The organism is Kitasatospora sp. NPDC052868 (genome assembly GCF_044547105.1).
In the GTDB taxonomy this organism is placed as follows: Bacteria; Actinomycetota; Actinomycetes; order Streptomycetales; family Streptomycetaceae; genus Kitasatospora.
Genome location: NZ_JBITZW010000023.1, coordinates 1 through 26,856 on the forward strand (window position 1 = coordinate 1; position 26,856 = coordinate 26,856).

General features: G+C 73.4%; 24 protein-coding genes and 1 pseudogene. 8 read left to right on the forward strand and 17 right to left on the reverse strand.

Annotated elements, in window-relative coordinates; genetic code table 11:
* Together ACIGZJ_RS29120 and ACIGZJ_RS29125 are read right to left on the reverse strand one after the other, a co-directional pair.
* Positions 1–118 (reverse strand): annotated as a pseudogene (locus tag ACIGZJ_RS29120) (acyl-CoA dehydrogenase); the annotation flags it as partial.
* A 109-nt stretch (positions 119–227) separates the two neighbouring features.
* Positions 228–1,454, reverse strand: a complete 1,227-nt coding sequence (locus ACIGZJ_RS29125) for an LCP family protein (RefSeq protein ID WP_396460042.1) — start codon at positions 1,452–1,454, stop codon at positions 228–230.
* Positions 1,455–1,660: 206 nt separating this feature from the next.
* Between ACIGZJ_RS29125 and ACIGZJ_RS29130 the strand changes: the two genes are divergently transcribed.
* Entirely contained in the window at positions 1,661–2,998 is a 1,338-nt protein-coding gene (locus ACIGZJ_RS29130; protein ID WP_392939642.1) for a UDP-glucose dehydrogenase family protein, read from the forward strand.
* A gap of 73 nt (positions 2,999–3,071) precedes the next feature.
* On the opposite strand, the gene ACIGZJ_RS29135 is transcribed toward ACIGZJ_RS29130, so the two are convergent.
* The 4 genes from ACIGZJ_RS29135 to ACIGZJ_RS29150 form a co-directional block, all read right to left on the reverse strand.
* Complete coding sequence (locus tag ACIGZJ_RS29135; protein WP_396460043.1) at positions 3,072–3,479, reverse strand: CoA-binding protein; 408 nt, start codon at positions 3,477–3,479, stop codon at positions 3,072–3,074.
* A 106-nt stretch (positions 3,480–3,585) separates the two neighbouring features.
* On the reverse strand, positions 3,586–4,800 hold the full coding sequence (locus ACIGZJ_RS29140; RefSeq protein WP_396460044.1) for a dipeptidase: 1,215 nt from the start codon (positions 4,798–4,800) through the stop codon (positions 3,586–3,588).
* Between the two features lie 23 nt (positions 4,801–4,823).
* The gene (purE, locus tag ACIGZJ_RS29145; RefSeq protein WP_396460045.1) at positions 4,824–5,357 is read right to left on the reverse strand and encodes a 5-(carboxyamino)imidazole ribonucleotide mutase; all 534 of its coding nucleotides are present in this window, start codon (positions 5,355–5,357) and stop codon (positions 4,824–4,826) included.
* Positions 5,354–6,472, reverse strand: coding sequence for a 5-(carboxyamino)imidazole ribonucleotide synthase (locus ACIGZJ_RS29150; RefSeq protein WP_396460047.1), 1,119 nt, complete (start codon positions 6,470–6,472; stop codon positions 5,354–5,356). The genes purE and ACIGZJ_RS29150 overlap by 4 nt, the downstream gene beginning before the upstream one ends.
* A gap of 266 nt (positions 6,473–6,738) precedes the next feature.
* On the opposite strand from ACIGZJ_RS29150, the gene ACIGZJ_RS29155 reads away from it, so the two are divergent.
* Positions 6,739–7,266: a GtrA family protein gene (locus tag ACIGZJ_RS29155; protein ID WP_396460048.1), complete on the forward strand. Its 528-nt coding sequence runs from the start codon at positions 6,739–6,741 to the stop codon at positions 7,264–7,266.
* A 38-nt stretch (positions 7,267–7,304) separates the two neighbouring features.
* Here the strand turns inward: ACIGZJ_RS29155 and ACIGZJ_RS29160 are convergent, their stop codons facing one another.
* Positions 7,305–8,552 carry an ATP-binding protein gene (locus ACIGZJ_RS29160; protein WP_396460049.1) on the reverse strand — a complete coding sequence of 416 codons (1,248 nt, stop codon included), beginning with the start codon at positions 8,550–8,552 and terminating at the stop codon, positions 7,305–7,307.
* Between the two features lie 100 nt (positions 8,553–8,652).
* Positions 8,653–9,327, reverse strand: a complete 675-nt coding sequence (locus tag ACIGZJ_RS29165; RefSeq protein ID WP_030290974.1) for a response regulator transcription factor — start codon at positions 9,325–9,327, stop codon at positions 8,653–8,655.
* A gap of 329 nt (positions 9,328–9,656) precedes the next feature.
* On the opposite strand from ACIGZJ_RS29165, the gene ACIGZJ_RS29170 reads away from it, so the two are divergent.
* Positions 9,657–11,165: a peptide MFS transporter gene (locus ACIGZJ_RS29170; RefSeq protein WP_396460050.1), complete on the forward strand. Its 1,509-nt coding sequence runs from the start codon at positions 9,657–9,659 to the stop codon at positions 11,163–11,165.
* 145 nt (positions 11,166–11,310) lie between these two features.
* A complete protein-coding gene (locus ACIGZJ_RS29175) occupies positions 11,311–13,395 on the forward strand; it encodes a prolyl oligopeptidase family serine peptidase (protein WP_396460051.1) in 2,085 nt (694 codons plus the stop codon).
* Positions 13,396–13,408: 13 nt separating this feature from the next.
* On the opposite strand, the gene hutI is transcribed toward ACIGZJ_RS29175, so the two are convergent.
* From hutI to ACIGZJ_RS29200, 5 genes are all read right to left on the reverse strand, one after another.
* The gene (hutI, locus tag ACIGZJ_RS29180; RefSeq protein WP_392939874.1) at positions 13,409–14,578 is read right to left on the reverse strand and encodes an imidazolonepropionase; all 1,170 of its coding nucleotides are present in this window, start codon (positions 14,576–14,578) and stop codon (positions 13,409–13,411) included.
* A gap of 108 nt (positions 14,579–14,686) precedes the next feature.
* Complete coding sequence (locus ACIGZJ_RS29185) at positions 14,687–16,036, reverse strand: formimidoylglutamate deiminase (RefSeq protein ID WP_396460052.1); 1,350 nt, start codon at positions 16,034–16,036, stop codon at positions 14,687–14,689.
* Positions 16,027–17,211, reverse strand: coding sequence for an allantoate amidohydrolase (locus ACIGZJ_RS29190; protein WP_396460129.1), 1,185 nt, complete (start codon positions 17,209–17,211; stop codon positions 16,027–16,029). Before ACIGZJ_RS29190 ends, ACIGZJ_RS29185 begins: the two co-directional genes overlap by 10 nt.
* Before the next feature lie 11 nt (positions 17,212–17,222).
* Positions 17,223–18,893: a urocanate hydratase gene (gene hutU / locus ACIGZJ_RS29195; protein ID WP_396460053.1), complete on the reverse strand. Its 1,671-nt coding sequence runs from the start codon at positions 18,891–18,893 to the stop codon at positions 17,223–17,225.
* 202 nt (positions 18,894–19,095) lie between these two features.
* The gene (locus ACIGZJ_RS29200; protein WP_396460054.1) at positions 19,096–19,425 is read right to left on the reverse strand and encodes a hypothetical protein; all 330 of its coding nucleotides are present in this window, start codon (positions 19,423–19,425) and stop codon (positions 19,096–19,098) included.
* Positions 19,426–19,549: 124 nt separating this feature from the next.
* Here ACIGZJ_RS29200 and ACIGZJ_RS29205 point away from each other — a divergent pair, with 124 nt between their 5' ends.
* Positions 19,550–20,029 (forward strand): SRPBCC family protein, encoded by a 480-nt coding sequence (locus tag ACIGZJ_RS29205; RefSeq protein WP_396460055.1) that lies wholly within the window; start codon positions 19,550–19,552, stop codon positions 20,027–20,029.
* Between the two features lie 38 nt (positions 20,030–20,067).
* On the opposite strand, the gene ACIGZJ_RS29210 is transcribed toward ACIGZJ_RS29205, so the two are convergent.
* Entirely contained in the window at positions 20,068–20,952 is an 885-nt protein-coding gene (locus tag ACIGZJ_RS29210; RefSeq protein WP_396460056.1) for a MurR/RpiR family transcriptional regulator, read from the reverse strand.
* A gap of 200 nt (positions 20,953–21,152) precedes the next feature.
* Here ACIGZJ_RS29210 and ACIGZJ_RS29215 point away from each other — a divergent pair, with 200 nt between their 5' ends.
* Positions 21,153–21,563 (forward strand): hypothetical protein, encoded by a 411-nt coding sequence (locus tag ACIGZJ_RS29215; RefSeq protein ID WP_396460057.1) that lies wholly within the window; start codon positions 21,153–21,155, stop codon positions 21,561–21,563.
* 27 nt (positions 21,564–21,590) lie between these two features.
* Here ACIGZJ_RS29215 and hutH read toward each other — a convergent pair whose 3' ends face one another.
* Positions 21,591–23,174 (reverse strand): histidine ammonia-lyase, encoded by a 1,584-nt coding sequence (gene hutH, locus ACIGZJ_RS29220; RefSeq protein WP_396460058.1) that lies wholly within the window; start codon positions 23,172–23,174, stop codon positions 21,591–21,593.
* Positions 23,175–23,317: 143 nt separating this feature from the next.
* Here hutH and fdhD point away from each other — a divergent pair, with 143 nt between their 5' ends.
* Positions 23,318–24,142 carry a formate dehydrogenase accessory sulfurtransferase FdhD gene (fdhD, locus tag ACIGZJ_RS29225; RefSeq protein ID WP_396460059.1) on the forward strand — a complete coding sequence of 275 codons (825 nt, stop codon included), beginning with the start codon at positions 23,318–23,320 and terminating at the stop codon, positions 24,140–24,142.
* An 18-nt stretch (positions 24,143–24,160) separates the two neighbouring features.
* Here fdhD and ACIGZJ_RS29230 read toward each other — a convergent pair whose 3' ends face one another.
* A complete protein-coding gene (locus tag ACIGZJ_RS29230) occupies positions 24,161–24,628 on the reverse strand; it encodes a MarR family winged helix-turn-helix transcriptional regulator (RefSeq protein ID WP_396460060.1) in 468 nt (155 codons plus the stop codon).
* A 122-nt stretch (positions 24,629–24,750) separates the two neighbouring features.
* Here ACIGZJ_RS29230 and ACIGZJ_RS29235 point away from each other — a divergent pair, with 122 nt between their 5' ends.
* The gene (locus tag ACIGZJ_RS29235) at positions 24,751–25,596 is read left to right on the forward strand and encodes an alpha/beta fold hydrolase (RefSeq protein WP_396460061.1); all 846 of its coding nucleotides are present in this window, start codon (positions 24,751–24,753) and stop codon (positions 25,594–25,596) included.
* Here ACIGZJ_RS29235 and ACIGZJ_RS29240 read toward each other — a convergent pair.
* On the reverse strand, positions 25,584–26,789 hold the full coding sequence (locus ACIGZJ_RS29240) for a macrolide family glycosyltransferase (RefSeq protein ID WP_396460062.1): 1,206 nt from the start codon (positions 26,787–26,789) through the stop codon (positions 25,584–25,586). The two genes, ACIGZJ_RS29235 and ACIGZJ_RS29240, sit on opposite strands and share 13 nt — an antisense overlap.
* Positions 26,790–26,856 lie beyond the last annotated feature (67 nt).

The window sequence follows — 26,856 nt, forward strand, 5'->3', positions numbered from 1 at the left end:
CCGCCGCGAACGGAGCGATCTTCGCCTCGGCCAGCGAACGCACCGCCTCACGGAGCATCCCGTGCTCCTCGGAGATCCGGAAGAGATCGAAGTCCGCCGCGCCTGCGCTGCCCGCCATGATGCCTGCCTCGTTCACGTGATGAAGGAATGCGTGGTGAAGGATCGTATTCAGTTAGCTACCGTTAAGTAGAGATCCTAGGGCGCCGGCCTGCGACTGCCTAGGTTTGTCAGTCCACATCCGACCCCAGGGTGTCGCCGGCCCGGTGCTCCTGGAAGTACTGCGCCATCCGGTCGTTGCGCATCGCCTCCCAGAGCTGCGCGGCCGGGCGCTCGTCCAGCAGGACGACGCTCTGCCCGTCCCGGGTGTCGAAGCCGCCGAACGGCGCGTTCATGAACCGCACGTCGTCGGCGCGCAGCGAGCGCAGGCCCCAGGCGAGCTGGAACAGGTCGGTGTTGGAGAGCCGGTCGTCCACGCTGACCACCTCGCCCACCGACTGCAGCAGCCCGCCGAGCCGGGACGGGCTGGTCAGGGTGCCCGAGTCCATCACCCGCAGCATCAGCGCGCGGAGGAAGTTCTGCTGGCGCCTGGTGCGGTCGAGGTCCCCGCCGGGCAGCCCGTAGCGCTCGCGGACGTACAGCAGGGCCTGTTCGCCGTCCATGTGGTGGGTGCCGGCCTCCCAGCGGCGGGCCTCGCCGACCCCCTCGATGGTCCGCGGGATGGTGATGTCGACCCCGCCGACGGCGTCGGTGAGGGCGCGGAAGCCGTTCCAGTCGACCACCGCGAGATGGTCGATCCGGATGCCGGTGAGGTTCTGCACGGTCTCGGTCATCAGCGCCGGGCCGCCCCAGGAGTACGCGGCGTTCAGCTTGGCCCGGCCGTGTCCGGGGATGTCCACCCAGGTGTCGCGCGCCAGCGAGACCAGCGAGGCGCTGCGGCGGTCGTCGGAGAGGTGCAGCAGCATCATGGTGTCGCTGCGGGCGGCGCCGGCCTGCCAGGCCGGGGCGGCGGCCCTGCTGCCGGTGGTGGGGGCGTCCGAACGGGCGTCGAGGCCGACCAGCAGCAGGTTGAGGCCGCCGGCGGGGACGGGCCGCGGCTGGGCGGACTCCGGCACGGTCGGGAAGGCGTCCGGGATCCGGGTGACGGAGGAGGCGTAGTGCTCGGCCGTCCAGTAGAGCGCGCCGGCCGTGCCGACCACCAGCACCAGCAGGACGGAGAGCGTCCAGAGCAGCACCCGGCGGGTCCGGCGGCGCCGGCGCGGCGGTTCGGGAGCCGGCGCCGGGTCGTGCCCGGCCTCGTCGTCGCGCGGCCCGAAGATGCTCAGCCCGGCCGCGGACCGGGCGGGCCCTTCCGGCTCGGCGGGCTCCTGCGGCTCGGTGGGCTCTACCTGCTGGGCGGGTTCTTCCGGCTGGGCGGGCTCCGCGGGTTCGTCCGTGCTCTCGGGCTTCGGATCCATGCGCGCATTGTGCCGTCGGTCACAGCCCGCCCGTGGCGATTGTGGTGATTTCGTGCCCCTCCCACCCCTCACCTGCCCGGAAACCGCGCTCATCACGGCCGAAACATCGGTGCTGGTAGGACGGCCTGGGCGGCACCCGAACGGGCGGATAGCATCGGTGCTCGCACGTCATGCCACTCCAGGTCGAGCTCCGCAAAGGGGAACCCGTGACCCTCCGCATCTCCGTGATCGGCACCGGCTATCTCGGCGCCACCCACGCCGCCGCCATGGCGGAGTTCGGCTTCGAGGTGCTCGGTCTCGACATCGACCCGGAGAAGATCGCCACGCTGACCGCCGGCAGAGTGCCGATGTACGAGCCGGGCCTGTCCGAGCTGCTGCTCAAGCACGTGGCCGGGCACGAGGGTTCGACCGGGCGGCTGCGCTTCACCACCTCCGCCCAGGAGGCCGCCGAGTTCGGCGACGTGCACTTCGTCTGCGTCAACACCCCGCAGCGCAAGGGCGAGTTCGCCGCCGACATGTCCTATGTCGACGCCGCCATCGACGCGGTGGCCCCGCACCTGACCCGCCCGGTGCTGGTGGTCGGCAAGTCCACCGTCCCGGTCGGCTCGGCGAGCCGGCTGGCCGAGCGGCTGGCGGCGCTCGCGCCCGTCGGCGAGGGCGCCGAACTCGCCTGGAACCCGGAGTTCCTGCGCGAGGGCTTCGCCGTCCAGGACACCCTGCGCCCGGACCGCATCGTGGTCGGCACCCGCAGCGAGCGGGCCGAGCAGCTGCTGCGCGAGGTGTACGCGGACCCGATCGCGGCCGGGGTGCCCTTCATGGCCACCGACTACGCGACCGCCGAGCTGGTGAAGGCGGCCGCCAACTCCTTCCTGGCCACGAAGATCTCCTTCATCAACGCGATGGCCGAGGTCTGCGAGGCGGCCGGCGCCGACGTCACCCAGCTGAGCACCGCGCTCTCCTACGACGAGCGGATCGGCGGCAAGTTCCTCAACTCGGGCCTCGGCTTCGGCGGCGGCTGCCTGCCCAAGGACATCCGCGCGTTCATGGCCCGGGCCGGGGAGCTGGGCGCCGACCAGGCGCTGACCTTCCTGCGCGAGGTGGACTCGATCAACATGCGCCGCCGCTCCCGGATGGTCGAGCTGGCCCGCGAGCAGTGCGTCGGCGGCTTCCTCGGCCGCCGGGTCGCCGTCCTCGGCGCGGCCTTCAAGCCGAACTCGGACGACATCCGGGACTCGCCCGCGCTCAACGTGGCCGCCCAGATCCAGCTCCAGGGCGCCCAGGTCACGGTGTACGACCCGAAGGCGATGGACAACGCCCGCAAGATGTTCCCGGGCCTGGCCTACGCGGACTCCCCGCTGGAGGCCGCCGAGGGCGCACACGTCGTGCTGCACCTCACCGAGTGGCAGGAGTTCCGCTCCCTCGACCCGGCCGAGCTGGGCGCGGTGGTCGCCGAGCGCCGTCTGCTGGACGGCCGCAACGTCCTGGACGCCGACGCCTGGCGCGCGGCCGGCTGGACGTACCGGGCGCTCGGGCGCCCGAGCTAGACCGGCCCTGGGACCCGAAACGTGAGGCCGCCCCCGGTAGGACACCGGGGGCGGCCTCAAGCATGGGCCGGGCTCAGCCGAGGCGGGGGATCTCGATGGCGGGGCACCTGTCCATCACCATCGCCAGCCCCGCGGCCGTGGTCCGCTGGTAGGCGGCCTGGTCGACCACGCCGAGCTGGAACCAGACGCCCTTGGCGCCGATGGCGGCGGCCTCGTCGGCCACCCGGCCGGCCAGGTCGCTGTTGACGAACACGTCCACCACGTCGACCGCGAAGGGGATTTCGGCGAGGGAGGGGTAGCCGCGCTCGCCGTGGACCGTCTCCGCCTTCGGGTGCACCGGCACGATCCGCTTGCCGAAGCGCTGCAGCACCTCGGCCACGCCGTAGGCCGCGCGCCGCTCGTTGGACGAGAGCCCGACGACGGCCCAGGTGTCGCCCAGCTCGGTCAGGATCCTGCGGACGGTGTCCGGATCGCCGTACATGCCTTTGCCTCCTCGTGTCCGGGAACTCGTGAGCTGCAGCGCCGGTGGTCGCCCGGCCATTCCCACCCCTCGGGGCGGGCGCCGGGTGCCGGGCGCCGGGCCCGGCTCAGGTCCGGCCGTCCAGCTGCGCGATGGTGGCGATGGACGGGCGGCGGGTCGCCTGGAGGTCCCGGGCGACCGCCTCGGCGTCGCGCAGCACGCGGACCGCGTTGTGCCAGGTGAGCTTCCCGAGATCGTCCTGCGACCAGCCCCGGCGCAGCAGTTCGGCGATCAGGTTGGGGTAGCCGGCCACGTCGTCCAGGCCGGCGGGGAGGAAGGCGGTGCCGTCGAAGTCCCCGCCGATGCCGATGTGGTCGATGCCGGCCACCTCGCGCATGTGGTCCAGGTGGTCGGCGACGGTGCCAGGGGTGGCGACCGGGCGCGGGACGGCCTCCTCGAAGGCGCGCTGACAGGCCATCCCGGCCGGGCTGGTGTCCAGGTGGTCGAAGCCGTGGGCGCGCATGTTCTCGTCCGCCGCGGCCGTCCACTCGATGGCGGCGGGCAGGATGAACTTGGGGACGAAGGTGGCCATCGCCACGCCGCCGTTGCCGGGCAGTTGGGCGAGCACGTCGTCCGGGACGTTGCGCGGGTGGTCGCAGACGGCGCGGGCGGAGGAGTGCGAGAAGAGCACCGGTGCCTCGGTGACCCGCAGCGCGTCGCGCATGGTGTCGGCGGAGACGTGCGAGAGGTCGACCAGCATGCCGAGCCGGTTCATCTCCCGGACGACCTCCTCGCCGAACCGGGTGAGGCCGCCGGCCACCGGCTTGTCGGTCGCGGAGTCGGCCCACGGCAGGTTGTCGTTGTGGGTGAGCGTCAGGTACCGGACACCGAGCGCGTGGAGGGCCCGCAGGGTGGCGAGCGAGCAGTCGATGGAGTGGCCGCCCTCGGCCCCCATCAGCGAGGCGATCCGGCCCTCGGCGCGGGCGGCCGCCATGTCGTCCGCGGTCAGCGCGAGCCGGAACCGGTCGGGGTAGCGCGCGACCAGGGCGCGGACGAAGTCGATCTGCTCCAGGGTGGCGCTGACCGCGTGGTCGCCGGCCAGCCGGGCGGGGACGTAGACGGACCAGAACTGGGCGCCGACCCCGCCCGCGGCGAGGCGGGCGAGGTCGGTGTGCAGCCGGTCGCGCTGGTCGGCCGCGAGGTCGAGCGCGTCGAGGTCGTAGCCGGCCTGCTCGCGCATCGCCCAGGGGAGGTCGTTGTGCCCGTCCACCACGGGGGTGTCGCGCAGGACGGCCCGGGCCTGCTCCAGCAGGGCGGATGAATCCAACAGCTCAAATGTCATACGAGCTGTTCTATCCGTTTTGACTACTTTCCAAAGCCGAAGGCGGAGGAACCCGCCACCTTGGCCCGCAGCTTCTTGCCCTTCTCGGTGGCCTGGTTGTTCAGCTCGGCCTGGAAGTCGGTCATCTTCTCGGCCAGCTCCTGGTCGAACGCCGCCAGCATCCGCACCGCCAGCAGGCCCGCGTTGCGCGCTCCGGCCACCGAGACGGTCGCCACCGGCACGCCGGCCGGCATCTGGACGATCGACAGCAGGCTGTCCATACCATCCAGGTAGCGCAGCGGCACCGGCACGCCGATGACCGGCAGCGGGGTGACGGAGGCGAGCATGCCCGGCAGGTGGGCGGCGCCGCCGGCGCCCGCGATGATCGCCTTCAGCCCGCGCCGGTGCGCGTTCTCGCCGTACGCGACCATCTCGCGCGGCATCCGGTGCGCGGAGACCACGTCCACCTCGTAGGGGATCTCGAACTCGTCGAGGGCCTGGGCGGCCGCCTCCATCACGGGCCAGTCGGAGTCCGAGCCCATGACGATGCCGACGACGGGAGCCGTGGGGTTGCTCATTCGGTGATCGTTCCTCGCAGGTAGGCGGCCGCGTGGCGGGCGCGCTCGCGGACGTCGTCGAGGTCGTCCCCGAAGACGTTGACGTGGCCGACCTTGCGGCCGGGCTTCACGTCCTTCCCGTACATGTGGATCCGCAGGCCGGGGTCGCGGGCCATGCAGTGCAGGAAGGCGTGGTACATGTCCGGGTAGTCGCCGCCGAGGACGTTGACCATCACGGTCCACTTCGCGCGCGGCCGGGGGTCGCCGAGCGGCAGGTCGAGCACGGCCCGCAGGTGGTTCTCGAACTGCGAGGTGACGGCGCCGTCCTGGGTCCAGTGCCCGGAGTTGTGCGGCCGCATGGCCAGCTCGTTCACCAGGATCCGGCCGTCCCTGGTCTGGAACAGCTCCACCGCGAGGTGGCCGGTGATGTCCAGCTCGCCCGCGATCCGCAGGGCCAGCTGCTGGGCCTCGTCGGAGAGCGCGGGGTCGAGGTCCGGCGCGGGGGCGGTCACCTCGGCGCAGACGCCGTTCTCCTGGACGCTCTCCACCACCGGGTAGGCGACGGCCTGGCCACTGGGCGAGCGGACCACGTTGGCGGCCAGCTCGCGGAGGAAGTCGACCTTCTCCTCGGCCAGCACGGCCACGCCCGCCAGGAACGGCGCGTTCGCCTCCTGCTCGCTGCCGACCACCCAGACGCCCTTGCCGTCGTAGCCGCCGCGGACGGTCTTCAGGACGACGGGGTAGCCCGTGCCCTCGTTCGCGAAGGCGGTGACGTCGGCCGGGTCGGCGACGATCCGGTGGCGCGGGCAGGGGACGCCGATGGAGTCCAGCCTGGCCCGCATCACGCCCTTGTCCTGGGCGTTGACCAGCGCGTCCGGCCCGGGGCGGACGGCGATGCCGTCGGCCTGCAGGGCGCGCAGGTGCTCGGTCGGCACGTGCTCGTGGTCGAAGGTCACCACGTCACAGCCGGCCGCGAAGCGGCGCAGGGTGTCGAGGTCGCGGTAGTCGCCGAGGACCACATCGGACACCACCTGTGCGGCGGAGTCCTGGGGCGTGTCGGCGAGGAGTTTGAAGCTGACCCCGAGCGGGATGCCCGCCTGGTGTGCCATCCGGGCCAGCTGCCCGCCGCCGATCATGCCCACCACTGGAAAATTCGCATTGCCCGGGGAAGTCACCCCGCCAGGATATCCGGGCCGGTGAGCGGCCGTGGAACCACCGGGTGGCAGGGGAGCGTGATGAGAAGGGGAAGGCCCTAGGGGCTGAGCCGATCGGCCGAACCGGGTAGCCTGGTCCGCTAGGTCCTGGTACGCGCGGTCCGATGATGTGCGTGCACGCAGGGCTGAAGGGCAACCGCGCACCCGCACCGGCCCTTTTGTCCGCAGGCGCATGGAGGCAGCCCGGTATGACGACGACCGCAGCTTCGAACCTCTCGCTGGCCAGCCGACTGCGCGGCCTCTCAAGCGAGGTCGTGAAGTTCGGCATCGTCGGCCTGAGCGGTGTGGCGATCAACTTCCTGGTCTTCTGGGTCTGCATCAACGGCCTGGGCCTGGCCTCGCTGCGCTCCAACGTGGTCGCCACGCTGGTCGCCATCGCCACCAACTACCTCGGCTACCGCTACTGGCTGTACCAGGACCGGGACGCGGCCTCGCGCAAGCGGGAGATCACCCTGTTCCTGCTGTTCAGCGGCGCCGGGATGCTGATCGAGACCGGCGTGCTGGGCTTCTCCGTCTACGTGCTCGGCCTGACCTCGCACTTCGAGCAGCTGGCCGCCAAGGTCGCGGGCCTGGCCGTGGGCACGGTGTTCCGCTTCGTCTCGTACCGGACCTGGGTGTTCAAGGCGATTCCCGAGCTGCCCGCGGACACCGGGCTCGCCGCGCAGGCCGAGCTGATGCTGGCCGCCGAGGAGAGCCGGCTCGCCAAGGCCGAGTAGGCCCGGCTCCCCTGCCCTGCCCTGCCCTGCCCTGCGCCTCAGTCGCCCTTCTGGCTCCGACCGAGGAACAGCGCGAACACCGGCGGCCGCAGCGACAGCAGTTCCAGCCGCCCGCCGTCCGCCTCCGCGAGGTCGCGGGCGACGGCCAGGCCGATACCGGTCGAGTTGCGCCCGCTGACCGCGCGCTCGAAGACCCGGTTGCCCAGCTCCGGCGGCACGCCCGCGCCCTGGTCCTGTACCTCGACCACCACCGACGTCCCCGAGGGCCGCACCCGCAGGGTGATCGTCCCGGCGCCGTGCATCAGCGAGTTCTCGATCAGGGTGGCCAGCACCTGGGCGACCGTGCCGGGGGTGCCGACGGTGGCGACCCCGCGCAGGCCCTCCACCTGGAGCACCCGGCGGGTGTCGCGCAGCGACGGTCCCCACTCCTCCACCTGCTGCTTGATCACGTCGTCCAGGTCGAAGGCGACGGCGGTGGGGCTGCGCGGGTCCCGCTGGTTGGTGAGCAGCCGCTGGACGACGTCGGTGAGCCGCTCGACCTGCTGGAGGGCGATGGTCGCCTCCTCCTTGACCGTCTCCGGGTCCTCGGCCAGCGCGGTGATCTCCTCCAGCCGCATGGAGAGCGCGGTGAGCGGGGTGCGCAGCTGGTGGGAGGCGTCGGCGGCGAGCCGGCGCTCGGCGGTGAGCATCCGGGCGATCCGCTCGGCGCTGACGTCCAGCACCTCGGCGACCCGGTCGAGCTCCGGCACGCCGTAGCGGCGGTCGCGCGGACGGGGGTCGCCCGAGCCGAGCCGCTCGGCGGTCTCGGCGAGGTCGGTGAGCGGGCGGGCGAGCCGCTTGGCCTGCCAGACGGCGAGGGCTACGGCGGCCTGGACGGCCAGCAGGGCGACCACCCCGAGCAGCAGCAGCATGTTGGCGATCTCGTGGTCGACGGCCGCCCGGGACTGCTCGACGGTGACCGTCTCGCCGCTGTTGCCCTTCTCAACGGCCTTCAGCAGGTGGTTCCCGGCCGGCCGGGTGCCGCTGGAGACGATCGGCTGGCCGGGGATGTCCACCTCGACGTAGCTGCCGTCGGTGACCTGGTTGGCGAACTTGTCCCCGGTGACCGGCTCGCCCGCCGCGAGGCGGTTCTCCACCAGGCCGAGCACCCGGACGGCGGCCGCGTCCACCCGGTCCTGGGCGGCGTTGACGATGGTGCGCTTCTCGACCAGGGCGAGCGGGACGCAGAACACCGCGACCACCACCAGGACGACGCCCAGCAGCGAGTTGATCATCCGGCGTTTCACGCTGCCGCTCCCATTGGTGTCGCTACCTGCTGACGGTCCCAGGCGTGTCCGCGGAGCCGCCTCGGACCCGGCGGAACCTTACAGAGACGCCCTGACCGGCCTAGTTCTTCTCGAAGCGGAAGCCCACCCCGCGCACGGTGGCGATGTAGCGGGGGTTGGCGGCGTCGTCGCCGAGCTTCTTGCGCAGCCAGGAGATGTGCATGTCCAGGGTCTTGGTGGAGGTCCACCAGGTGGTGTCCCAGACCTGCCGCATGATCTCCTCGCGGGTCACCACCCGGCCGGCGTCGCGCACCAGCACCCGCAGCAGCTCGAACTCCTTGGCGGAGAGGGTGAGCTCCTCCTCGCCGAGCCAGGCGCGGTGCGACTCGATGTCGATCTTCACCCCGTGCGCGCCGGTGGTGAGCTGGTCGACGTTGCCGCGCCGGAGCAGGGCGCGGACGCGGGCGAGCAGTTCGGCCAGGCGGAAGGGCTTGGTGACGTAGTCGTCGGCGCCGGCGTCCAGGCCGACCACGGTGTCCACCTCGTCGGCGCGGGCGGTGAGCACCAGGACGGGGCAGCTCTTGCCGTCGGCGCGCAGCCGGCGGCAGACCTCCAGGCCGTCCATCTCGGGCAGCCCGAGGTCGAGGACGACGAGGTCGACCTCCTCGGTGAGTCCGGCGGCCAGTGCGGTCGGACCGTCCTCGCGGACGAGCACCTCATAGCCCTCGCGTCGCAGGGCCCGGGCGAGCGGTTCGGAGATCGCCGGATCGTCCTCGGCGAGCAGCACACAGGTCATGTGGTGATGGTAGTCCGCCGGGGTATGGGCGTTCGCGCTGTGAGGTAGTTCACAGAGCGTGATCGTTATACGGAGCGCGATCACCGGTCAACGGACCTGCCTCGACCGCCCGTTCGGCGAATATTCCACCCCCAGCTCTTGCATCCGAAGGAACATATCCGGCTCTACCATGGATATGCCGAACAGATCAGCGGCAAACTTTGCCATCGCCATACCTAATTGGCGGGTTTTGTCAGCTGATACCGCCAAATATCGCCACGTACAGTGGTTTGGTCCACGTCCGCCGCCACCCCCCTTGGCGGACGCTGTCAGGCAAGGAACCACTACACATGGCGTCTACGACCCTGGAGCCCGGCGTTCAGTCGGCCTCTCCCAGCGGCAAGACCTTCCTCGGGCACCCCCGGGGCCTCGCCACCCTCTTCATGAGCGAGATGTGGGAGCGCTTCAGCTACTACGGCATGCGTGCCCTGCTGGTGCTCTACATGACGGCCTCCATCGCGGAGGGCGGGCTCGGCATGAAGGCGGCTGTCGCCGCCGCCGTGTACAGCGTGTACACGGCCATGGTCTACCTGCTCGCCCTGCCGGGCGGCTGGATCGCGGACCGCTTCCTCGGCGCGCGCAAGACCGTCGCAGTCGGCGGCTCGATCATCATGATCGGCCACTTCCTGCTGGCGGTGCCGGCGAGCGTGTCGTTCTTCGTCGGCCTCGCGTTCATCGCGGTCGGCTCGGGTCTCCTCAAGGCCAACATCTCGACGATGGTCGGGCACCTCTACGACGGGCCGAACGACCCGCGCCGTGACGGTGGCTTCACCATCTTCTACATGGGCATCAACCTCGGTGCCTTCGCCGCCCCGCTGGTCATCGGCACCGTCGGCCAGAGCGTGAACTGGCACCTCGGCTTCGCCCTGGCCGGTATCGGCATGGCGCTCGGCCTGACCCAGTTCCTCCTCGGCACCCGCCACCTCAGCGCCAAGAGCGACGTGGTGACCTCGCCGATCTCGCCCGCCGAGAAGAGCGCGATCTTCAAGAAGGCCGGCCTCTGGCTGGCCGTCGCCGCCGTCTTCTACGCGGTCGTGGCGCTGACCGGCCACTTCACCATCAACTGGGCGATCTGGCCGCTGTCGATCGCGGGCATCGCGATCCCGGTCTTCGTCTTCGCCAAGGTGAAGCGCGACAAGGACCTCGACGAGACCGAGCAGTCCCGGATGAGCGGCTACATCTGGTTCTTCGTCGCGGCCGCCGTCTTCTGGATGATCTACGACCAGTCGGGCTCGACGCTGAGCATCTTCGCGGACGAGAACACCGCGTCGACGCTGTTCGGCTTCAACTTCCCGTCGACGTGGTTCCAGTCGCTGAACCCGCTGTACATCATGGCGCTGGCCCCGGTCTTCGCCTGGCTCTGGGTGGCCCTGTCCCGCAAGGCCAAGAACCCCAGCACCACCGTGAAGTTCGCCTTCGGCCTGCTGATGATCGGCGCGTCCTTCCTGGTCATGATGCTGGCGATGGCCGCCGCCTCGGGCGGCACCAAGGTCACCCCGCTCTGGCTGGCCCTGGTGTACCTGGTCCAGACCGTCGGCGAGCTCACCCTCTCGCCGGTCGGCCTCTCCGTCACCACCAAGCTGGCCCCCACGAAGTACGCCAGCCAGATGATGGGTGTCTGGTTCCTCGCCGTCACCGCCGGTGACTGCGTCGCGGCCATCTCGCAGCTGGTCCTCGGCGACAAGGTGGTCGGCTCCACCGGGTACTTCGCGGTCCAGGGCCTGCTGGCGATCCTCGCCGGCGTGGCGCTGTGGATGTACCGCAAGAAGGTCGTGAAGCTGATGGGCGACGTCCACTGACGCGCCCCTGACGCCGCCCCGGGCCACACCGCCGGGGCACCACCGGGGCGCTGCGCCCCGGATAAGGGACCGGTACGGATCACCCGATCCGTACCGGTCCCTTTTCCGGTGCGGCGCCGTGCCCGGGCATGTCAGGGTGTCGGACATGCCGACCGAATCCCTCCCGCGCCAACTCGCCCGCACCCGCCGCTTCTCGCTGGGCGCGCCCGCCCAGCCCGCCGTCTGCGCCGACGGCCGCACGGTGCTGTTCCTGCGCAGCCGCGCCGGGGACGACCCGGTCACCTGCCTCTGGGCGCTGGACGCCGACACCGGCGAGGAGCGGCTGCTGGCCGACCCGGCGGCGCTGGCCGGCGGCGCCGAGGACCTCCCGGAGGCCGAGCGGATCCGCCGCGAGCGGGCCCGCGTCCACGCCACCGGCATCACCGCCTTCGCCGCCGACGCCGCGGGCCGCACGGTCGCCTTCGCCCTGGGCGGGGCGCTCTGGACGGCCGACCCGGCGGACGGCGCCGTCCGCCGGATACCGACCGCCACCACGGTCTACGACCCGCGCCCCGACCCGACCGGGCGCCGGATCGCCTACGTGGGCGACGGCGCGCTGCGCGTGGTCGGCGCCGACGGCGGCGAAGACCGCGCCCTGGCCGAACCCGAGCACGCCGAGGTCGCGTTCGGCGTCCCCGACCACGTCGCCGCGGAGTCCATGTACCGCACCCGGGCGTACTGGTGGTCGCCGGACGGCACCCGGCTGCTGGCAGCCCGGGTGGACAACAGCCCGCTCAGCCGCCTCCACCTGGCCGACCCGGCCGATCCGGCCCGCCCGCCGCGCGTGCTGCGCTACCCGCTGGCCGGCACCGCCAACGCCGACGTCGGCCTCTGGCTGCTCGACCTCGACGGCGGCCGCACCGAGGTCCGCTGGGACCGCGCCGGGTACGAGTACCTGACCGCCGCCGGCTGGGACGCCCACGGCCCGTACGCCGCCGTGCAGAGCCGCGACCAGCGGACCGTCCGCACCCTGGCCGTCGACCCGGCCGACGGCGCCACCCGGCTGCTCGCCGAACGGCGCGACGAGCACTGGGTGGAGCTCCTCCCCGGCCTGCCCGTCCGGACCGCCGCCGGGGCCCTGGCCGACTCCGCCGACCTCGACGGCACCCGGTTCCTGACCCTCGACGGCAAGCCCGTCACCCCGCCCGGCCTCCAGCTGCGCTCGGTGCTCGGGACGGACGGCGAGCAGCTGCTCTTCACCGCCTCCGACGAGCCGACCGAGACCCACCTGTGGCGGTACGACCCCGCCGAGGGCGCCGTACGACTGAGCTCCGCGCCCGGCGTGCACACCGGCGTGCAGCGCGCCGGCACGCTCGTCCACACCGCCCGGACGCCCGACGCACCCGGCGGCCGCACCAGCGTCCAGCGCGGCGGGCGCCCCGCCGCCGAGCTGCGCTCGCACACGCTGCCGCCCGTCCTCACCGCCCGCCCCGAGCTGCTCCGGCTGGGCCCGCGCGAGCTGCGCGGCACGCTCTTCCTGCCGGCCGGCCACCGGCCCGACGACGGCCCGCTGCCCGTGCTGCTCGACCCGTACGGCGGGCCCGCGATGCAGAAGGCCACCGCGGCCGGCGGCTGGACGGACCTGGTCTCCCAGTGGTTCGCCGACCAGGGCTTCGCCGTCCTGGTGGTGGACGGGCGCGGCACCCCCGGCCGCGGCCCGCACTGGGAGAAGGCCGTCTTCGGCGACGTCGCCACACCGGCCCTGGAGGACCAGGTCGAGGCACTGCGGGAGACCGCCCGCATCCGGCCCGGCCTGCTCGACCTCGACCGGGTCGGCATCCGCGGCTGGTCCTACGGCGGCTTCCTCGCCGCGCTGGCCGTGCTGCGCCGCCCGGACGTCTTCCACGCCGCCGTCGCCGGGGCCGCGCCGACCGACCACCGGCTGTACGACACCCACTGGAAGGAGCGCTTCCTCGGCCACCCCGACGAGCACCCGGAGTACTACGACGCCTGCTCGCTGATCCCCGACGCCGCCGGCCTGCGCCGACCGCTGCTGCTGGTCCACGGCATGGCCGACGACAACGTGCTGCCCGCGCACGCGCTGCGGCTCTCCGCCGCGCTGCTCGCCGCCGGGCGGCCGCACGAGCTGCTCCCGCTCAGCGGGGTCACCCACTCCCCGAGCGACGAGACGGTGGCGGAGAACCTGCTGCTGCACCAGCTGGACTTCCTGCGGCGCAGCCTCGGGGCCTAGGAGCGGGCGGGGCTCAGACCTCCCTGACGCCCGCCCGCCAGACGGCGGCGGTCAGCGGGACGCCCGGGCGGTAGGCCAGGTGGACGTGCGAGGGGGCGTCCAGCAGCAGCAGGTCCGCCCGGGCGCCCACCGCGACGGTGCCGACGTCGCCGCGGCGCAGCGCGTGGGCGCCGCCGGCGGTGGCGGCGTGCACGGCCTCGTCCGGGGTCATGCCCATCTCCCGGACGGCGACCGCGATGCAGAACGCCATCGAGCTGGTGAAGCTGGAGCCCGGGTTGCAGTCGGTGGACAGCGCGACGACGGCGCCCGCGTCGAGCAGCCGGCGCGCGTCCGGGTAGGGGGCGCGGGTGGAGAACTCGGCGCCGGGCAGCAGGGTCGCCACGGTGGCCGAGCCGGCCAGTGCGGCCACGTCCTCGTCGGTGAGGTGGGTGCAGTGGTCGGCGGAGGCGGCGCCCAGCTCCACGGCGAGCTGCACGCCCGGGCCGTAGGAGAGCTGGTTGGCGTGCACCCGGGGGGTCAGGCCGCGCTCGACGCCGGCGGTGAGGATCGCCCGGGCCTGGTCGCCGTCGAAGGCGCCGTTCTCGCAGAACACGTCCACCCAGCGGGCGTAGGGCGCGCAGGCGTCCAGCATGTCGCCGGTGACCAGGTCGACGTACCCGGCCGGGTCCTCGGCGTACTCGGGGGCGACCACGTGGGCGCCGAGGTAGGTGGTCTCGGGGGTGTACGAGGAGGCGATCCGCAGGGCCCGGGCCTCGTCCACCACGGTCAGGCCGTAGCCGGACTTGCACTCGATGGTGGTGGTGCCCTGGCGCAGTGCCTCGCGGACGAACCGGGCCAGGTTGGCGTCCAGTTCGGCGTCGGTGGCGGCGCGGGTGGCGGCCACCGTGGTGCGGATGCCGCCGGCGGTGTAGGCCTGGCCGGACATCCGGGCGTTGAACTCGGCGGTGCGGTCGCCCGCGAACACCAGGTGGGCGTGCGAGTCGACGAAGCCGGGCAGCAGCGCCCGCCCGGCGGCGTCGAACCGCTCGTCGGCGGCGGGCGCCTCGGCGGCCGGGCCGACCCAGGCGACGGTGCCGCCGTCCACCACCACGGCCGCGTCGGTGAGCAGGCCGAGCGGCCCGGTCCCGTGCGTGGGGTCGTTGGTGACCAGGCTGCCGATGCCGGTGATCAGGGTGCTCGGCATGCCCTGGTTCTTCGAGGTGCTCGGGGTGCTCACGTCGGGCCTTTCACACTTGGCCCGGGGGCGGGGCGGGGTCGGCCCCCGCCCCGCCCCCGGGGGTTGGGGGGTGTCTCAGCAGCTGGGTGCGTCGATCGAGGCGCGCAGCGCGCCGGGGACGTCCGGCACCAGCTGGTGCACACCGTCCCGGACGACGTGCCGGCCGCCGACCACCAGGTGCCGGACGTCGGCGGCCGAGGCGGCGTACACCGCGATCTCGGCGCCGAGCCGGGCGGGCGGCCCGGCGGTGCGCACCGAGTCCAGCGCGATCACGGTGAAGTCGGCCAGCGAGCCGGCCTCGATCCGCCCGGCCTCCGGCCAGCCGAGCGAGGCGTGCCCGTCCTCGGTGCCCGCCCGCAGCAGCGAGTTGGCCGTCCAGTGGCCGCGGGTGCGGGTGCGCAGCCGCTCGTTCAGCTCCAGCGCCCGGGCCTCCTCGAACGGGTCGATGACCGCGTGGCTGTCGCTGCCGAGGGTGACCGGGCAGCCGGCCGAGGCCAGTTGGCGGGCCGGACCGATGCCGTCCGCGAGGTCCCGCTCGGTGGTGGGGCACATGCAGATGGTGGTCGAGGAGTCGGTCAGGAGCTTGACGTCCTCCTCGGTGAGGTGGGTGGCGTGCACGGCGGAGGTGCGCGGCCCGAGCGCGCCGTGGTCGGCGAGCAGTCGGGTCGGGGTGACACCGTGCGCGGCGAGGCAGGCGTCGTTCTCGGCGGTCTGCTCCGAGAGGTGGACGTGCAGCGGCGCCTCGCGCTCCGCCGCCCACTGCGCGACGGTGCCGATCTGCTCGGCCGGGACGGCCCGCACCGAGTGGACGGCGGCGCCGATCCGGGCGTGGTCGCGGGCCTTCAGCGCGCTCGCCCGCTCGGCCCAGGCGTCTGCGTCGCCGTCGCCGAACCGCAGCTGCGGCTTGGTCGGTTCGGCGCCGAAGCCCGAGGACAGGTAGCAGGTGTCCAGCAGGGTGATCCGGATGCCGGCCCGGGCGGCGGCCTCGATCAGCGCCTCGCCCATCGCGTTGGGGTCGTCGTACCGGACGCCGCCGGGTGCGTGGTGCAGGTAGTGGAACTCCCCCACCGCGGTGATCCCGGCGAGCGCCATCTCGGCGTAGACGGCGGTGGCGAGCGCCAGGTAGCCGTCCGGGTCGAGCGCGCCGGCGAACCGGTACATGGTGTCGCGCCAGGTCCAGAAGGTGCCGGAGCCGACCTGGACGTTGCCGCGCAGCGCCCGGTGGAAGGCGTGCGAGTGCGCGTTCGCCTGGCCCGGCAGCAGCAGGCCCTCCAGCCGGACGGCGCCGGGCGGGCAGGGCCCGCTGTCCGGCGTCACCCTGGCGATCCGGCCGCCGGCCCCGGTGGTGATCAGGACGTCCTGCTCCACCACCGGCCCGTTGACGTGCGGGAGCCAGGCGTACTGCGCCCAGTAGGTCACTGACACGCCAGGTCCTCCAGTACGTCGGCCAGGGCGGCGACCCCGGCGAGGCAGTCGGCCTCCTCGGCGTGCTCCGTCGGGGAGTGCGAGACGCCGCTCGGGTTTCGTACGAACAGCATGGCGGTCGGAATGGCCGATGCCAGGATTCCGGCGTCGTGTCCCGCGCCGGTCGGCAGGACCGGGACCCCGCCGAGCGTCTTGGCGAGGCGGTCGCGCAGCGGCCCGTCGAAGTCCACCACGGGGGTGTAGGACTCGCGGGTCAGCTCGACCCGGACGCCGTCGCGTTCGCCGCGTTCGGCGGCGGCGTGCTCGATCTCCTCGACCAGCGCGGTGAGCGTGCGCTCGTCGGCGGCCCGGGAGTCCAGCCAGCCGCGGACCAGGGAGGCGATCGCGTTGGTGCCGTTGGGCTCGACCGCGACCTTGCCGAAGGTGGCCAGGGCGCCCGCGAGCCTCGCCTTCTTCCGTGCGGCGAGCACGGTGTTGGCGTAGGTGAGCATCGGGTCGCGGCGGTCCTCGATCCGGGTGGTGCCGGCGTGGTTGGCCTCGCCGTGGAAGTCGAACCGCCAGCGGCCGTGCGGCCAGATCGCGCTGGCCACGCCGACCGGCTGGTCCTCGCCGAGGTAGCGGCCCTGCTCGACGTGGAGTTCGACGAAGGCGCCGATCCGGGCCAGCCGGTCGCCGTCCGCGCCGATGCCGGCCGGGTCGTAGCCGGCCTTCTCCATCGCGTCGGGCAGCCGGACGCCGTCCGCGTCGCGCAGCTCGTAGGCCTGCTCGCGGCCCAGGACCCCGGCGGAGAGCCGGGATCCGATGCAGGCCACGCCGAACCGGGCGCCCTCCTCGTCGCCGAAGTTGACGATGGCCAGCGGCCGCTCGAACGCGGCCCCCCGCGCGCGGAGCTCGTCGAGCGCCGCGAAGGAGGAGACCACGCCGAGCGGGCCGTCGAAGGCGCCGCCGTCGGGTACGGAGTCCAGGTGCGAGCCGGTGACGATCGCGCCCTCGCCCTGCGGGTCGCCCAGCCAGGCCCACTGGTTGCCGTTGCGGTCGAGCTCGTAGGTCAGACCGCGTCCCAGCGCCTGCTCCTTGAACCAGGCGCGGCACTCGGCGTCGGCGGAGTTCCAGGCGAACCGGCGGTAGCCGCCGGAGGAGGCGGAGCGGCCCACCGGGAGCAGCTCCGCCCACATCTCGTGGAAGGTCACAGCTCACCCATCGGGATGCGCACACCGCGCTCGGCGGCGACCTCGTCGGCCCGGTCGTAGCCGGCGTCCACGTGCCGGATCACGCCCATGCCCGGGTCGTTGGTGAGCACCCGGCGGATCTTCTCGCCCGCCAGCGGCGTGCCGTCGGCGACGGTGACCTGGCCGGCGTGGATCGAGCGGCCGATGCCGACGCCGCCGCCGTGGTGGATGGAGACCCAGGAGGCGCCGGAGGCGACGTTGACCATGGCGTTGATGAGCGGCCAGTCGGCGATCGCGTCGGAGCCGTCCAGCATCGCCTCGGTCTCCCGGTAGGGGGAGGCGACCGAGCCGCAGTCCAGGTGGTCGCGGCCGATGACGATCGGCGCGGACAGCTCGCCGGAGGCGACCATGTCGTTGAAGCGCTCGCCGGCCTTGTCGCGCTCGCCGTAGCCGAGCCAGCAGATCCGCGCCGGCAGGCCCTGGAAGTGCACCTTCTCCTGGGCCATCTTGATCCAGCGGTGCAGCGACTCGTTCTCCGGGAAGAGGTCGAGCACGGCCTTGTCGGTCTTGGCGATGTCCTGCGGGTCGCCGGAGAGCGCGGCCCAGCGGAACGGGCCCTTGCCCTCGCAGAACAGCGGCCGGATGTAGGCGGGGACGAACCCGGGGAAGGCGAAGGCGCGGTCGTAGCCGGCCAGCTGGGCCTCGCCGCGGATCGAGTTGCCGTAGTCGAACACCTCGGCGCCGGCGTCCATGAAGCCGACCATGGCCTCGACGTGCCGGGCCATCGACTCGCGCGAGCGCTCGGTGAACTCGGCGGGCTTCTCGGCCGCGTAGGTGGCCATGTCGTCGAAGGAGACGCCGATCGGCAGGTAGCTCAGCGGGTCGTGGGCGCTGGTCTGGTCGGTGACGATGTCGATCGGGGCGTCCATCGCGAGCAGCTGCGGGAACAGCTCGGCGGCGTTGCCCAGCAGGCCGATGGAGAGCGGCTGCCTCTTGTCGCGGGCGGCGGTGGCCAGCTCCAGCGCGTGGGCGAGGTTCTTGGCCTCGACGTCCAGGTAGCGGTGCTCGATCCGGCGGGAGATCCGGGACGGGTCGCAGTCGATGCAGATCGCCACGCCGCCGTTCATGGTGACGGCCAGCGGCTGGGCGCCGCCCATGCCGCCGAGCCCGGCGGTGAGCGTGATCGTCCCGGCCAGGGTGCCCTCGAAGCGCTTGTTGGCGACGGCCGCGAAGGTCTCGTAGGTGCCCTGGAGGATGCCCTGGGTGCCGATGTAGATCCAGGAGCCGGCGGTCATCTGCCCGTACATGGTGAGCCCGAGGCTCTCCAGTCGGCGGAACTCCTCCCAGTTGGCCCAGTCGCCGACCAGGTTGGAGTTGGCGATCAGCACCCGCGGCGCCCACTCGTGGGTCTGCATGACGCCGACCGGCCGGCCGGACTGGACCAGCATGGTCTCGTCGCGCTTGAGCGTCTCCAGGGTCCGCACCATGGCGTCGAACGAGCGCCAGTCCCGGGCCGCCTTGCCGGTGCCTCCGTAGACGACGAGCTTCGACGGGTGCTCGGCGACCTCCGGGTCGAGGTTGTTCATCAGCATCCGCAGGGCGGCCTCCTGCTGCCAGCCCTGCGTCGTCAGCGCCGTGCCACGCGCCGCACGCACCTCGCGCGGTCCGCTCGTCTGCTGCTGCACCATGTTCCCGGCCTTCCTGCGGATGAATTCATTCAGACTTTCCGAGACTGAATATATCCAATCATTCAGTCGTCGGCCAGACCTTGGCCCATCCGATCAGCGCCCGGCCGGCCGGCCTCCGACCGCAACCGCGAACCCGGCGAACACCAACCACTCGGCCCAGCCCCGGGGAGCTGCGGGGAGCGGCCGGAGGCAGGGGCGGCCCTCAGGCGGCCGCGCCGCCGTCCCAGTCGATGCCGATCTCGGCGAGCCAGCGGCGGTCGTCGGCGTCGGGGCCGGCCTGGGCCGCGGGCCGGGGAGGGCGGGGGATCTCCTGGACGGGGCCGAGCCCGTAGCGCTCGGCGGTCGAGGCGGCGTGGACGTCGGGTTCGATGACCCCGACGTGGACGGCGCTCTCGTCGCCCGGGTCGAGGACGATCAGCTCGGGATCGGGCAGACGGCGCAGGGTGACGCGGCGTCCGCAGGTCGGGCAGGACCACTCGTCGGCTCCGGAGGCGAGCCGGCCGACGAACTTCATCTCGTGGATCACGCGCATGGCGGCCACCCCCTAGTACAAGGAGGATTCCCCCTCTGGGCGGATCGCCAACGTGACGGTACGGTCACTGCAGGCTGTGAGAACCTGCGTCAGTACCGACGCCGTCGAACGGGGAGGGGCCCGGATGAGCCGCGAGTGGAGCGTCGAGGAGAGCGTCTCGGTGAAGGCCGGGCCGGCGGCCGCGTACCGCGCCGTCGCCGACGTCCGCCGGATGGGCGAGTGGAGTCCGGAGTGCCGGGCCGTGTGGGCGCGCCGCGGACCGCTCGGGGTGGGGGCCCGGTTCGTGGGGTTCAACCGCCGGGGGCTGTTCTTCTGGTTCACCACCTGCCGGGTGACGGACGCCGACCCGGGGCGCGAGTTCGCCTTCCGGGTCGACACCTTCGGGCTGCCGGTGGCGCAGTGGGGCTACCGCTTCGAGCCGGCCGAGGGCGGCGGCACGACCGTCACCGAGTACTGGCGGGACCTGCGGACCGGGCGCGCCTCCGGGCTGACCGAGGTGCTCGGGACGGTCTTCGCCGGGACCAACCCGGAGCTGCGGGTCAAGGTCAACCGGGCCGGCATGCGGGCCACCCTGGCCCGGATCCAGGCCGCCCTGGCGGCCTGACCACTCCGACCCGGCACTCCGACCCGGCACTCCGGCGGCTACTCCAGGAACAGCCCGCGGGCCGTCGCCGACTGCTCGATGGACTCCAACCTGGCCTCCGCACCGGGCAGTTCGTCGCACATGGCCTGCAGCAGCACCCGGCCGAGCATCATCGGCGCACAGGCGGTGTCGAAGACCAGCCCGGTGCCGACCGCGGCCGGCAGCAGCAGGTCGGAGAGCTTGGCCACCGGGGCGAAGGCGCTGTCGGCGACGGTCAGGATCGTCAGCCCGCACTCCCGGGCCACCGTCAGGGCGTCCATCAGCTCACGCGGGTAGCGCGGCAGCGCGAAGCAGAGCAGCGCACTGGCCCCCGCGGCGGCGGCCTGCTCCAGGCGGTCGGCGAGCATGCTGCCGCCCTCGTCGAGCAGCCGGATGTCCGGGTGCACCTTGGCCGCGAAGTAGGCGAAGCCGCGGGCCTGCGCGGAGGCGGCCCGCAGGCCGAGCACCGGCAGCGGGCGGGAGGCGGCCAGCAGCCGGGCGGCCCGGAGGATCGGCTCCGGGTCGGCGAGCAGGTCGGCGAGGTGGCGCAGGTGCGCGATCTCGGCGAGCACGGCCTGCTGGTGCTCGTTGCGCACCGCGTCGTCCGGGGTCTCCGGCGCGGCCGGCTCCCCGGCGCCGAGCTCCCGCAGCTGCTTGCGCAGCGCCGGGTAGCCGTCGTAGCCGAGAGCCACCGCGAAGCGGGTGACGGACGGCTGGCTGACGCCCGCGAGTTCGGCGACCTCCACGCTGGAGAGGAACGGCGCCTCGGTGGCGTGCCGCACCAGCGAGTGGGCGATCCGCCGCTGGGTCGGCGTCAGCCGGTGGCCTTCGAACAGCTGCAGCAGCCGGGCGGAGGGTCCGACGGTGCCGGACTCGTCGATGCCGGATTCGTCGGTGGCGGTCATCAGCGGTACCTCCGGGTGCGAGCTGTTCGGACGACGACTGTGCAGCAGTCCGGTGGCGCTGGCAAAGACGTCTCGTACGCCGGGACGCCCGGTGAGACGTCCCGATCGGTGGGACGGGCCCTCGGGGTGACCCTGACTTTCCCCTGAGCCGACCGCCGACCGGTGGACCGGCCGCCGCCGGAGGGGGCACGCTGGTCGCCATGGACACTCGCCAGGACGACCTGCGCCGCGACCTCGAAGCGGCGGTGCAGACCCGCAAGGAGCTCGGCAAGGAATACGAGTCGGAGATCGTCGACTCGTTCCTGGCCCGACTGGACGCCCGCCTCGACGCCCGGGTGGAGCGCCGGGTCGCCGAGCGGCTCGACGACCCCGGGCAGGGGCCCGCCGGATACGCCTACCGGCGCCGGGGCGGCCGCCCCAACGCGCGGCTGCCGATGGTCTCGCTGGTCCTCGGCATCCCGCTGACCGGCATCGCGACCGGCGCCACGTCCAACGGCATCCTCGGGCTGATGGTCTGCTGGGCCGGCATCGTCGGGGTCAACGTGGCGGCCGCGCTGGGCGACCGCCGCGACGAGCGGCGCACCGAGCGGTCCCGGGGCGAGTGGGACTGAGCCCACCCGCCCCGGGAACGGCGGGGCTCAGGCGAGCGGCCCGGTGACCTTCTCGACGGCCCGCACCAGCTCGCCGGAGGCGACCAACGCGGCGGCGGCCTCCAGGTCCGGCGAGAGGAAGCGGTCGCGGCCGGCGCCGCCGACCCCGGCCTCGCGGGCGGCGGCCATCGCGGCGGCGGTGGCCGGCGCGACCGTGCCGCTGGCGTCGGCCTGCTGACGGATCTCCAGCGCGCGGGCGGCGGCGGTCAGCTCGACGGCGAGGATCCGGCCGAGGTTGTCGACCGCCTGGCGCAGCTTGCGGGCGGCGGACCAGCCCATCGAGACGTGGTCCTCCTGCATCGCGGAGGACGGGATCGAGTCGACCGAGGCCGGCACCGCGAGCCGCTTGTTCTCGCTGACCAGCGCCGCCTGGGTGTACTGGGCGATCATCAGGCCGGAGTCCACGCCCGGGTCGTCGGCCAGGAAGGCCGGCAGGCCGTGCGAGCGGGCCTTGTCGAGCAGCCGGTCGGTGCGGCGCTCGGAGATCGAGCCGAGGTCGGCGGTGGCGATGGCGAGGAAGTCCAGCACGTACGCGACCGGGGCGCCGTGGAAGTTGCCGTTGGACTCCACCCGGCCGTCCGGCAGCACCACCGGGTTGTCGACCGAGGCGGCCAGCTCGCGGGACGCGACCAGCCGGGCGTGCTCGACGGTGTCGCGGCCGGCGCCGGCCACCTGCGGGGCGCAGCGGATCGAGTAGGCGTCCTGGACGCGCGGGGCGTCGTCCTGGTGGTGGCCGGTCAGGCCGGAGCCCTTGAGGACGGCCAGCATGTTGGCGGCGGACAGCGCCTGACCCGGGTGCGGGCGGATCGGGGCGTGCAGCTCGGGGGCGAGCACCTTGTCGGTGCCGAGCAGCGCCTCCAGGGTCATCGCGGCGGTGATGTCGGCGGTGGTGAACAGGCGCTGCAGGTCGGCGATGGCCATCACCAGCATGCCGAGCATGCCGTCGGTGCCGTTGATGAGGGCCAGGCCCTCCTTCTCCAGCAGCTCGACCGGCTCGATGCCGGCCGCGGCGAGCAGCTCGCCGGCCGGCTTCTCGACGCCGTCGGCGCCGGTCGCCACGCCCTCGCCCATCAGCACCAGGGCGCAGTGCGACAGCGGCGCGAGGTCGCCGGAGCAGCCGAGCGAGCCGAACTCGCGGACCACCGGGGTGATGTTCGCGTTGAGGATCGCGGCCATGGTCTGCGCGACCAGCGGGCGCACGCCCGTCCGGCCGGAGGCCAGCGTCTTCATCCGCAGGAAGACCAGCGCGCGAACCACCTCGCGCTCCACCGCCGGGCCCATCCCGGCGGCGTGCGAGCGCACCAGCGAGCGCTGCAGCTGGGCGCGCAGCTCGGGGCTGATGTGCCGCACGGCGAGCGCACCGAAGCCGGTGGAGACGCCGTAGACGGGGCGCGGCTCGGCCGCGAGGGCGTCGATCCGGGCGCGGGCGGTCGCCATCTCGGCGAGCGCGTCGGGACCGATCTCGACCCGGGCGTTGCCCCGGGCGACGGCCAGCACGTCCTCGGCACTGACGTCGGCCTTGCCGACCTGGACGAGCGGCGCGTCGGGGGCCACAGCACTGTGCATATCCATATACACCATCACATCAGGTGAATGGAGATATGACAACCGCCAGTGCGCCTTTGGGAGGCACGAGGTCAGCCGGACGGATTTCGCGAGCCCCTCCCGATGCCGCAGGCTGGAGGCCGGACGGACGGATCGACGGTGGAGGACCGATGACGCGGGCGACGGCGCGGCGGCGGGTGGTGCGGCTGCGGGGGGATGCGCGCAGTGCGCGCCCGGACGCCCTGGCGGCGGAGGAGCCGCTGGAGATCCGGGTCGGCGGCGAGCCGCTGACCGTCACCATGCGCACCCCCGGGCAGGACTTCGACCTGGTCGCGGGGTTCCTGGTCGGCGAGGGGCTGGTGCACGCGGCCGACGACCTGGCGGCCCTGCGCTACTGCGCGGGCACGGACGAGGACGGCGCCAACACCTACAACGTGGTGGACGCGACGCTGCGCGGCCCCGGCGCGCTGCCGCTCTCGGCGCACCGCAACCTGCTCACCACCAGCGCCTGCGGCCTCTGCGGCCGGGACACCGTGGACGCCGTGCGCACCCACGTCCGCTGGCCGGTCGCGGCGGACCGGCTGACCGTGCCGCCGCGGCTGCTGTACGGGCTGCCGGACCGGCTGCGCGAGGTGCAGCGGACCTTCGAGTCCACCGGCGGCCTGCACGCGGCCGGGCTGTTCGACGCGGCGAGCGGCGAGCTGCTCTGCGCCCGCGAGGACGTCGGCCGCCACAACGCGGTGGACAAGGTGGTCGGCTGGGCCCTGCGCGAGGGCCGGCTGCCGCTGGCCGGGCACGTCCTGCTGGTCAGCGGCCGGGCGTCCTTCGAGCTCACCCAGAAGGCCGCGCTGGCGGGCGTGCCGCTGCTGGCGGCCGTCTCGGCGCCGTCCTCGCTGGCGGTGGACCTCGCCGAGGAGCTGGGCCTGACCCTGGTCGGCTTCCTGCGCGGCGAGGGCGCGAACGTCTACACCCGCCCGGACCGCATCGAGGGCTGAGCCCCCCGGCCCGACCGCTCAGCCCTCAGCCCGCTCGGCCTTCAGCCGGCGCAGCGAGGCGGGGGTGAGCCGCCGGGCGAGCACCTCCAGCGCGGCCAGCACCTCGGCGAGCTCCGCCGGGTCGTCGGTGCCCAGCGCCCGGGCCAGCGCGCCGTCGATCGGCGCGGCGGCCACCTCGGCCCGGCGGGCGGAGATCTCGGGCGCCTGCCGGGCGAGCAGCCGCCGACGGTCCCGGGGGTCGGCCTCGGTGACGATCGACCCGGCCTCCCGCAACCGCGCGACGGCCGCGGACACCTGACTCTGCGGCAGACCGGTCCGCGCGGCGATCTCGCCGACCGCGCTGCCCGGGTGCTCGTAGATGTCGCTCATCACCACGACGACCGCCTTGACGCCGGTGGCCCGCCCCGCGACCCCCGCCGTGGGGACGGCCTCCTCACCGATCTTCGCCAAGGTCCGGCCGAGCAGCAGCAGTTCGACTCCGTTCATGGACCCAAGGTACATCAGAAGAGATGCATCAAAAATAATGCATCTATCTTGATGCATCGAAAAAGATGTTCTAACGTGGAGTCAACGGCGGCCGCCCGGCCGCCCCGGGAGGGGACCACGCCATGACCACCGCACTGCTCGACACCGCCGGCGCCCGCATCCACCACCAGGTCCAGGGCGGCGGCCCGGTCCTGCTGATCGCCCAGAGCGGCGAGGGCGACGCCGACCGCAGCGCCGACCTGGTGGCCCGGCTCGTCGACCGGTACACGGTGGTGACGTACGACCGGCGCGGCCTCTCCCGCAGCCCGCTCGACCGGCCGGGCACCACCCCGACCGTCGAGGAGCACGCCGACGACGTCCACCGGCTGCTCGCCGCCCTCACCGACCGGCCCGCCCTGATGCTCGGCTGCAGCCTCGGCGCGCTGATCGGCCTCCAGCTCGCCCACGACCACCCCGGTCAGCTGGACACCCTGATCGCCCACGAGCCCGCCGCGCCGCGGCTGCTGCCGACCGAGGAGTGCGCCGGGACGCTGACCGCGCTGGCCGGGATCCAGGAGGTGTTCCACCGGGACGGCTGGCAGGCCGCACTGCGCGGGGTGATGGCGGCCACCGGGATCGACCCGGCCCGCCAGGAGCGCGAGCCCGAGGTCCGCCCGGCGCCGTTCGGCCCGGAGCGCGAGGCGAACTTCGCCTCCTTCCTCGCCCACGACCTGACCACCCTGCGCCGCAGCACCTTCGGCCTCGCCGAGGCCGGGGCGCTCGCCGCCGGGCCGACCCGGGTGGTCCCCGCCATCGGCCTGACCACCGACCCGACGGTCTACAGCTACCGCTGCGCCGAGGTGCTGGCCGAGCGGCTCGGCACGGGGCTCCTGCACCTCCCCGGCGGCCACAACGGCAACCTGACCCACCCCCGGGCGTTCGCGGCCCGGCTCGACGAGGCGCTCACCGCGGCGCCTCAGGCCAGCTGAGCCTCGATCAGGTCGGCCGCGCGGGCCGTGCCGCCCTCCGCCAGCGCCTCGGCCCGGAGCGCGTCGAGCCGCCGGGCCACCTCCGGGTCGCCGACCAGCTCCAGCAGGGCGGCCCGCAGCGCGGCCGCGGTGGCCTCCTCGGTGTCCAGGCGACGGGCGACGCCCAGCTCCACCAGCCGGTCGGCGTTGGCGAACTGGTCGACGGCCTGCGGCACCGCGATCATCGGCAGGCCGGCCTGGAGCCCCTCGCTCGCCCCGCCCATGCCGGCGTGGGTGACGAAGGCGTCCGCCTGCGCCAGCACCGAGGCCTGCGGCACCCAGGGGTGCACCTCGACGCCGGCCGGCACCTCGCCCAGTTCGGCCGGGTCGGTGTGCCGGCCGATCTGCAGCACGACGTGCCAGCCGGGCAGGTCGGCGAAGGCCCGCACGCACTCCCGGTAGAACGCCGGCTGCCGGGTGAACGCCGAACCGAGCGAGACCAGCAGGACCCGTTCGGCCCCGGCCGGACGCTCCCAGGAGCCCTGGTGCGAGCGGTCCCCGGCGCACGGCCCGACGAAGGTGTACCGCTGCGGGTCGACCCGGTCGGCGCGGGGCTGCAGGGCCCGCGGGACGAGGACGACCGACCGGTCCGGGACGCCCTTGAACGCCTCCACGTCGCGGACGACGGCACCGGTGTCGGCCAGCCAGCCACCGAACCGCCGGTAGTGCTCCGGCCCGCCCGGTCCGTTGCGGAGCGCCTCGTACATCCCGGCCATCTCCTCCTCGAACCCCTCCCAGGCGACGAAGGTCGGTGAGAGCTGGACGGCGGGCACTGCGTGCGCCTCGGCGACGGCCCGGCCGGCGAAGCCGCCGATGTCGTAGAGGAGGAGGTCGGGCCGGTCCTCGGCGAAGAGCCCCTGCACCGCCGGGGTCATCGCGAGGGCGTCGTCCAGGAAGAGGTCCTGGATCGCCACCGGGTCGTCCGGCCAGCCGCCCGGGTCGTCGGCCAGCGGCAGCACCGAGGTGTACGGGACGGCCTTCGCGCCTGCCTTCTCGACGGTCGCGGCGAACGAGGGGTCGTTGACGTAGCTCACCCGGTGGCCGCGGGCGACGAGCTCGGCGATCACCGCGAGGCTCGGGTTGACGTGGCCGTGGGCGGGGATCGAGACCATGGCGATGTGCGCGGGGCGGGTCGTGCGGGTCGTGCGGGTCATCAGGACCTCCGGGGTCGACGGGCCGGACGGGCGGAACGGGCTGATCCACCGTCAAGGCGAGACGGTT

Bases quoted from the DNA above. Each gene is read 5' to 3' on its own strand.
- hutH (WP_396460058.1), bottom strand. From the start codon at position 23,174: ATGGATATGCACAGTGCTGTGGCCCCCGACGCGCCGCTCGTCCAGGTC.
- ACIGZJ_RS29175 (WP_396460051.1), top strand. From the start codon at position 11,311: ATGCCGACCGAATCCCTCCCGCGCCAACTCGCCCGCACCCGCCGCTTC.
- purE (WP_396460045.1), bottom strand. From the start codon at position 5,357: ATGAGCAACCCCACGGCTCCCGTCGTCGGCATCGTCATGGGCTCGGAC.
- ACIGZJ_RS29170 (WP_396460050.1), top strand. From the start codon at position 9,657: ATGGCGTCTACGACCCTGGAGCCCGGCGTTCAGTCGGCCTCTCCCAGC.
- ACIGZJ_RS29200 (WP_396460054.1), bottom strand. From the start codon at position 19,425: ATGCGCGTGATCCACGAGATGAAGTTCGTCGGCCGGCTCGCCTCCGGA.
- ACIGZJ_RS29190 (WP_396460129.1), bottom strand. From the start codon at position 17,211: ATGTGGGCGGAGCTGCTCCCGGTGGGCCGCTCCGCCTCCTCCGGCGGC.
- ACIGZJ_RS29150 (WP_396460047.1), bottom strand. From the start codon at position 6,472: ATGATCGGCGGCGGGCAGCTGGCCCGGATGGCACACCAGGCGGGCATC.
- ACIGZJ_RS29165 (WP_030290974.1), bottom strand. From the start codon at position 9,327: ATGACCTGTGTGCTGCTCGCCGAGGACGATCCGGCGATCTCCGAACCG.
- hutU (WP_396460053.1), bottom strand. From the start codon at position 18,893: ATGGTGCAGCAGCAGACGAGCGGACCGCGCGAGGTGCGTGCGGCGCGT.
- ACIGZJ_RS29240 (WP_396460062.1), bottom strand. From the start codon at position 26,789: ATGACCCGCACGACCCGCACGACCCGCCCCGCGCACATCGCCATGGTC.
- ACIGZJ_RS29140 (WP_396460044.1), bottom strand. From the start codon at position 4,800: ATGACATTTGAGCTGTTGGATTCATCCGCCCTGCTGGAGCAGGCCCGG.
- ACIGZJ_RS29205 (WP_396460055.1), top strand. From the start codon at position 19,550: ATGAGCCGCGAGTGGAGCGTCGAGGAGAGCGTCTCGGTGAAGGCCGGG.
- hutI (WP_392939874.1), bottom strand. From the start codon at position 14,578: ATGCCGAGCACCCTGATCACCGGCATCGGCAGCCTGGTCACCAACGAC.
- fdhD (WP_396460059.1), top strand. From the start codon at position 23,318: ATGACGCGGGCGACGGCGCGGCGGCGGGTGGTGCGGCTGCGGGGGGAT.
- ACIGZJ_RS29215 (WP_396460057.1), top strand. From the start codon at position 21,153: ATGGACACTCGCCAGGACGACCTGCGCCGCGACCTCGAAGCGGCGGTG.
- ACIGZJ_RS29135 (WP_396460043.1), bottom strand. From the start codon at position 3,479: ATGTACGGCGATCCGGACACCGTCCGCAGGATCCTGACCGAGCTGGGC.
- ACIGZJ_RS29210 (WP_396460056.1), bottom strand. From the start codon at position 20,952: ATGACCGCCACCGACGAATCCGGCATCGACGAGTCCGGCACCGTCGGA.
- ACIGZJ_RS29235 (WP_396460061.1), top strand. From the start codon at position 24,751: ATGACCACCGCACTGCTCGACACCGCCGGCGCCCGCATCCACCACCAG.
- ACIGZJ_RS29125 (WP_396460042.1), bottom strand. From the start codon at position 1,454: ATGGATCCGAAGCCCGAGAGCACGGACGAACCCGCGGAGCCCGCCCAG.
- ACIGZJ_RS29230 (WP_396460060.1), bottom strand. From the start codon at position 24,628: ATGAACGGAGTCGAACTGCTGCTGCTCGGCCGGACCTTGGCGAAGATC.
- ACIGZJ_RS29155 (WP_396460048.1), top strand. From the start codon at position 6,739: ATGACGACGACCGCAGCTTCGAACCTCTCGCTGGCCAGCCGACTGCGC.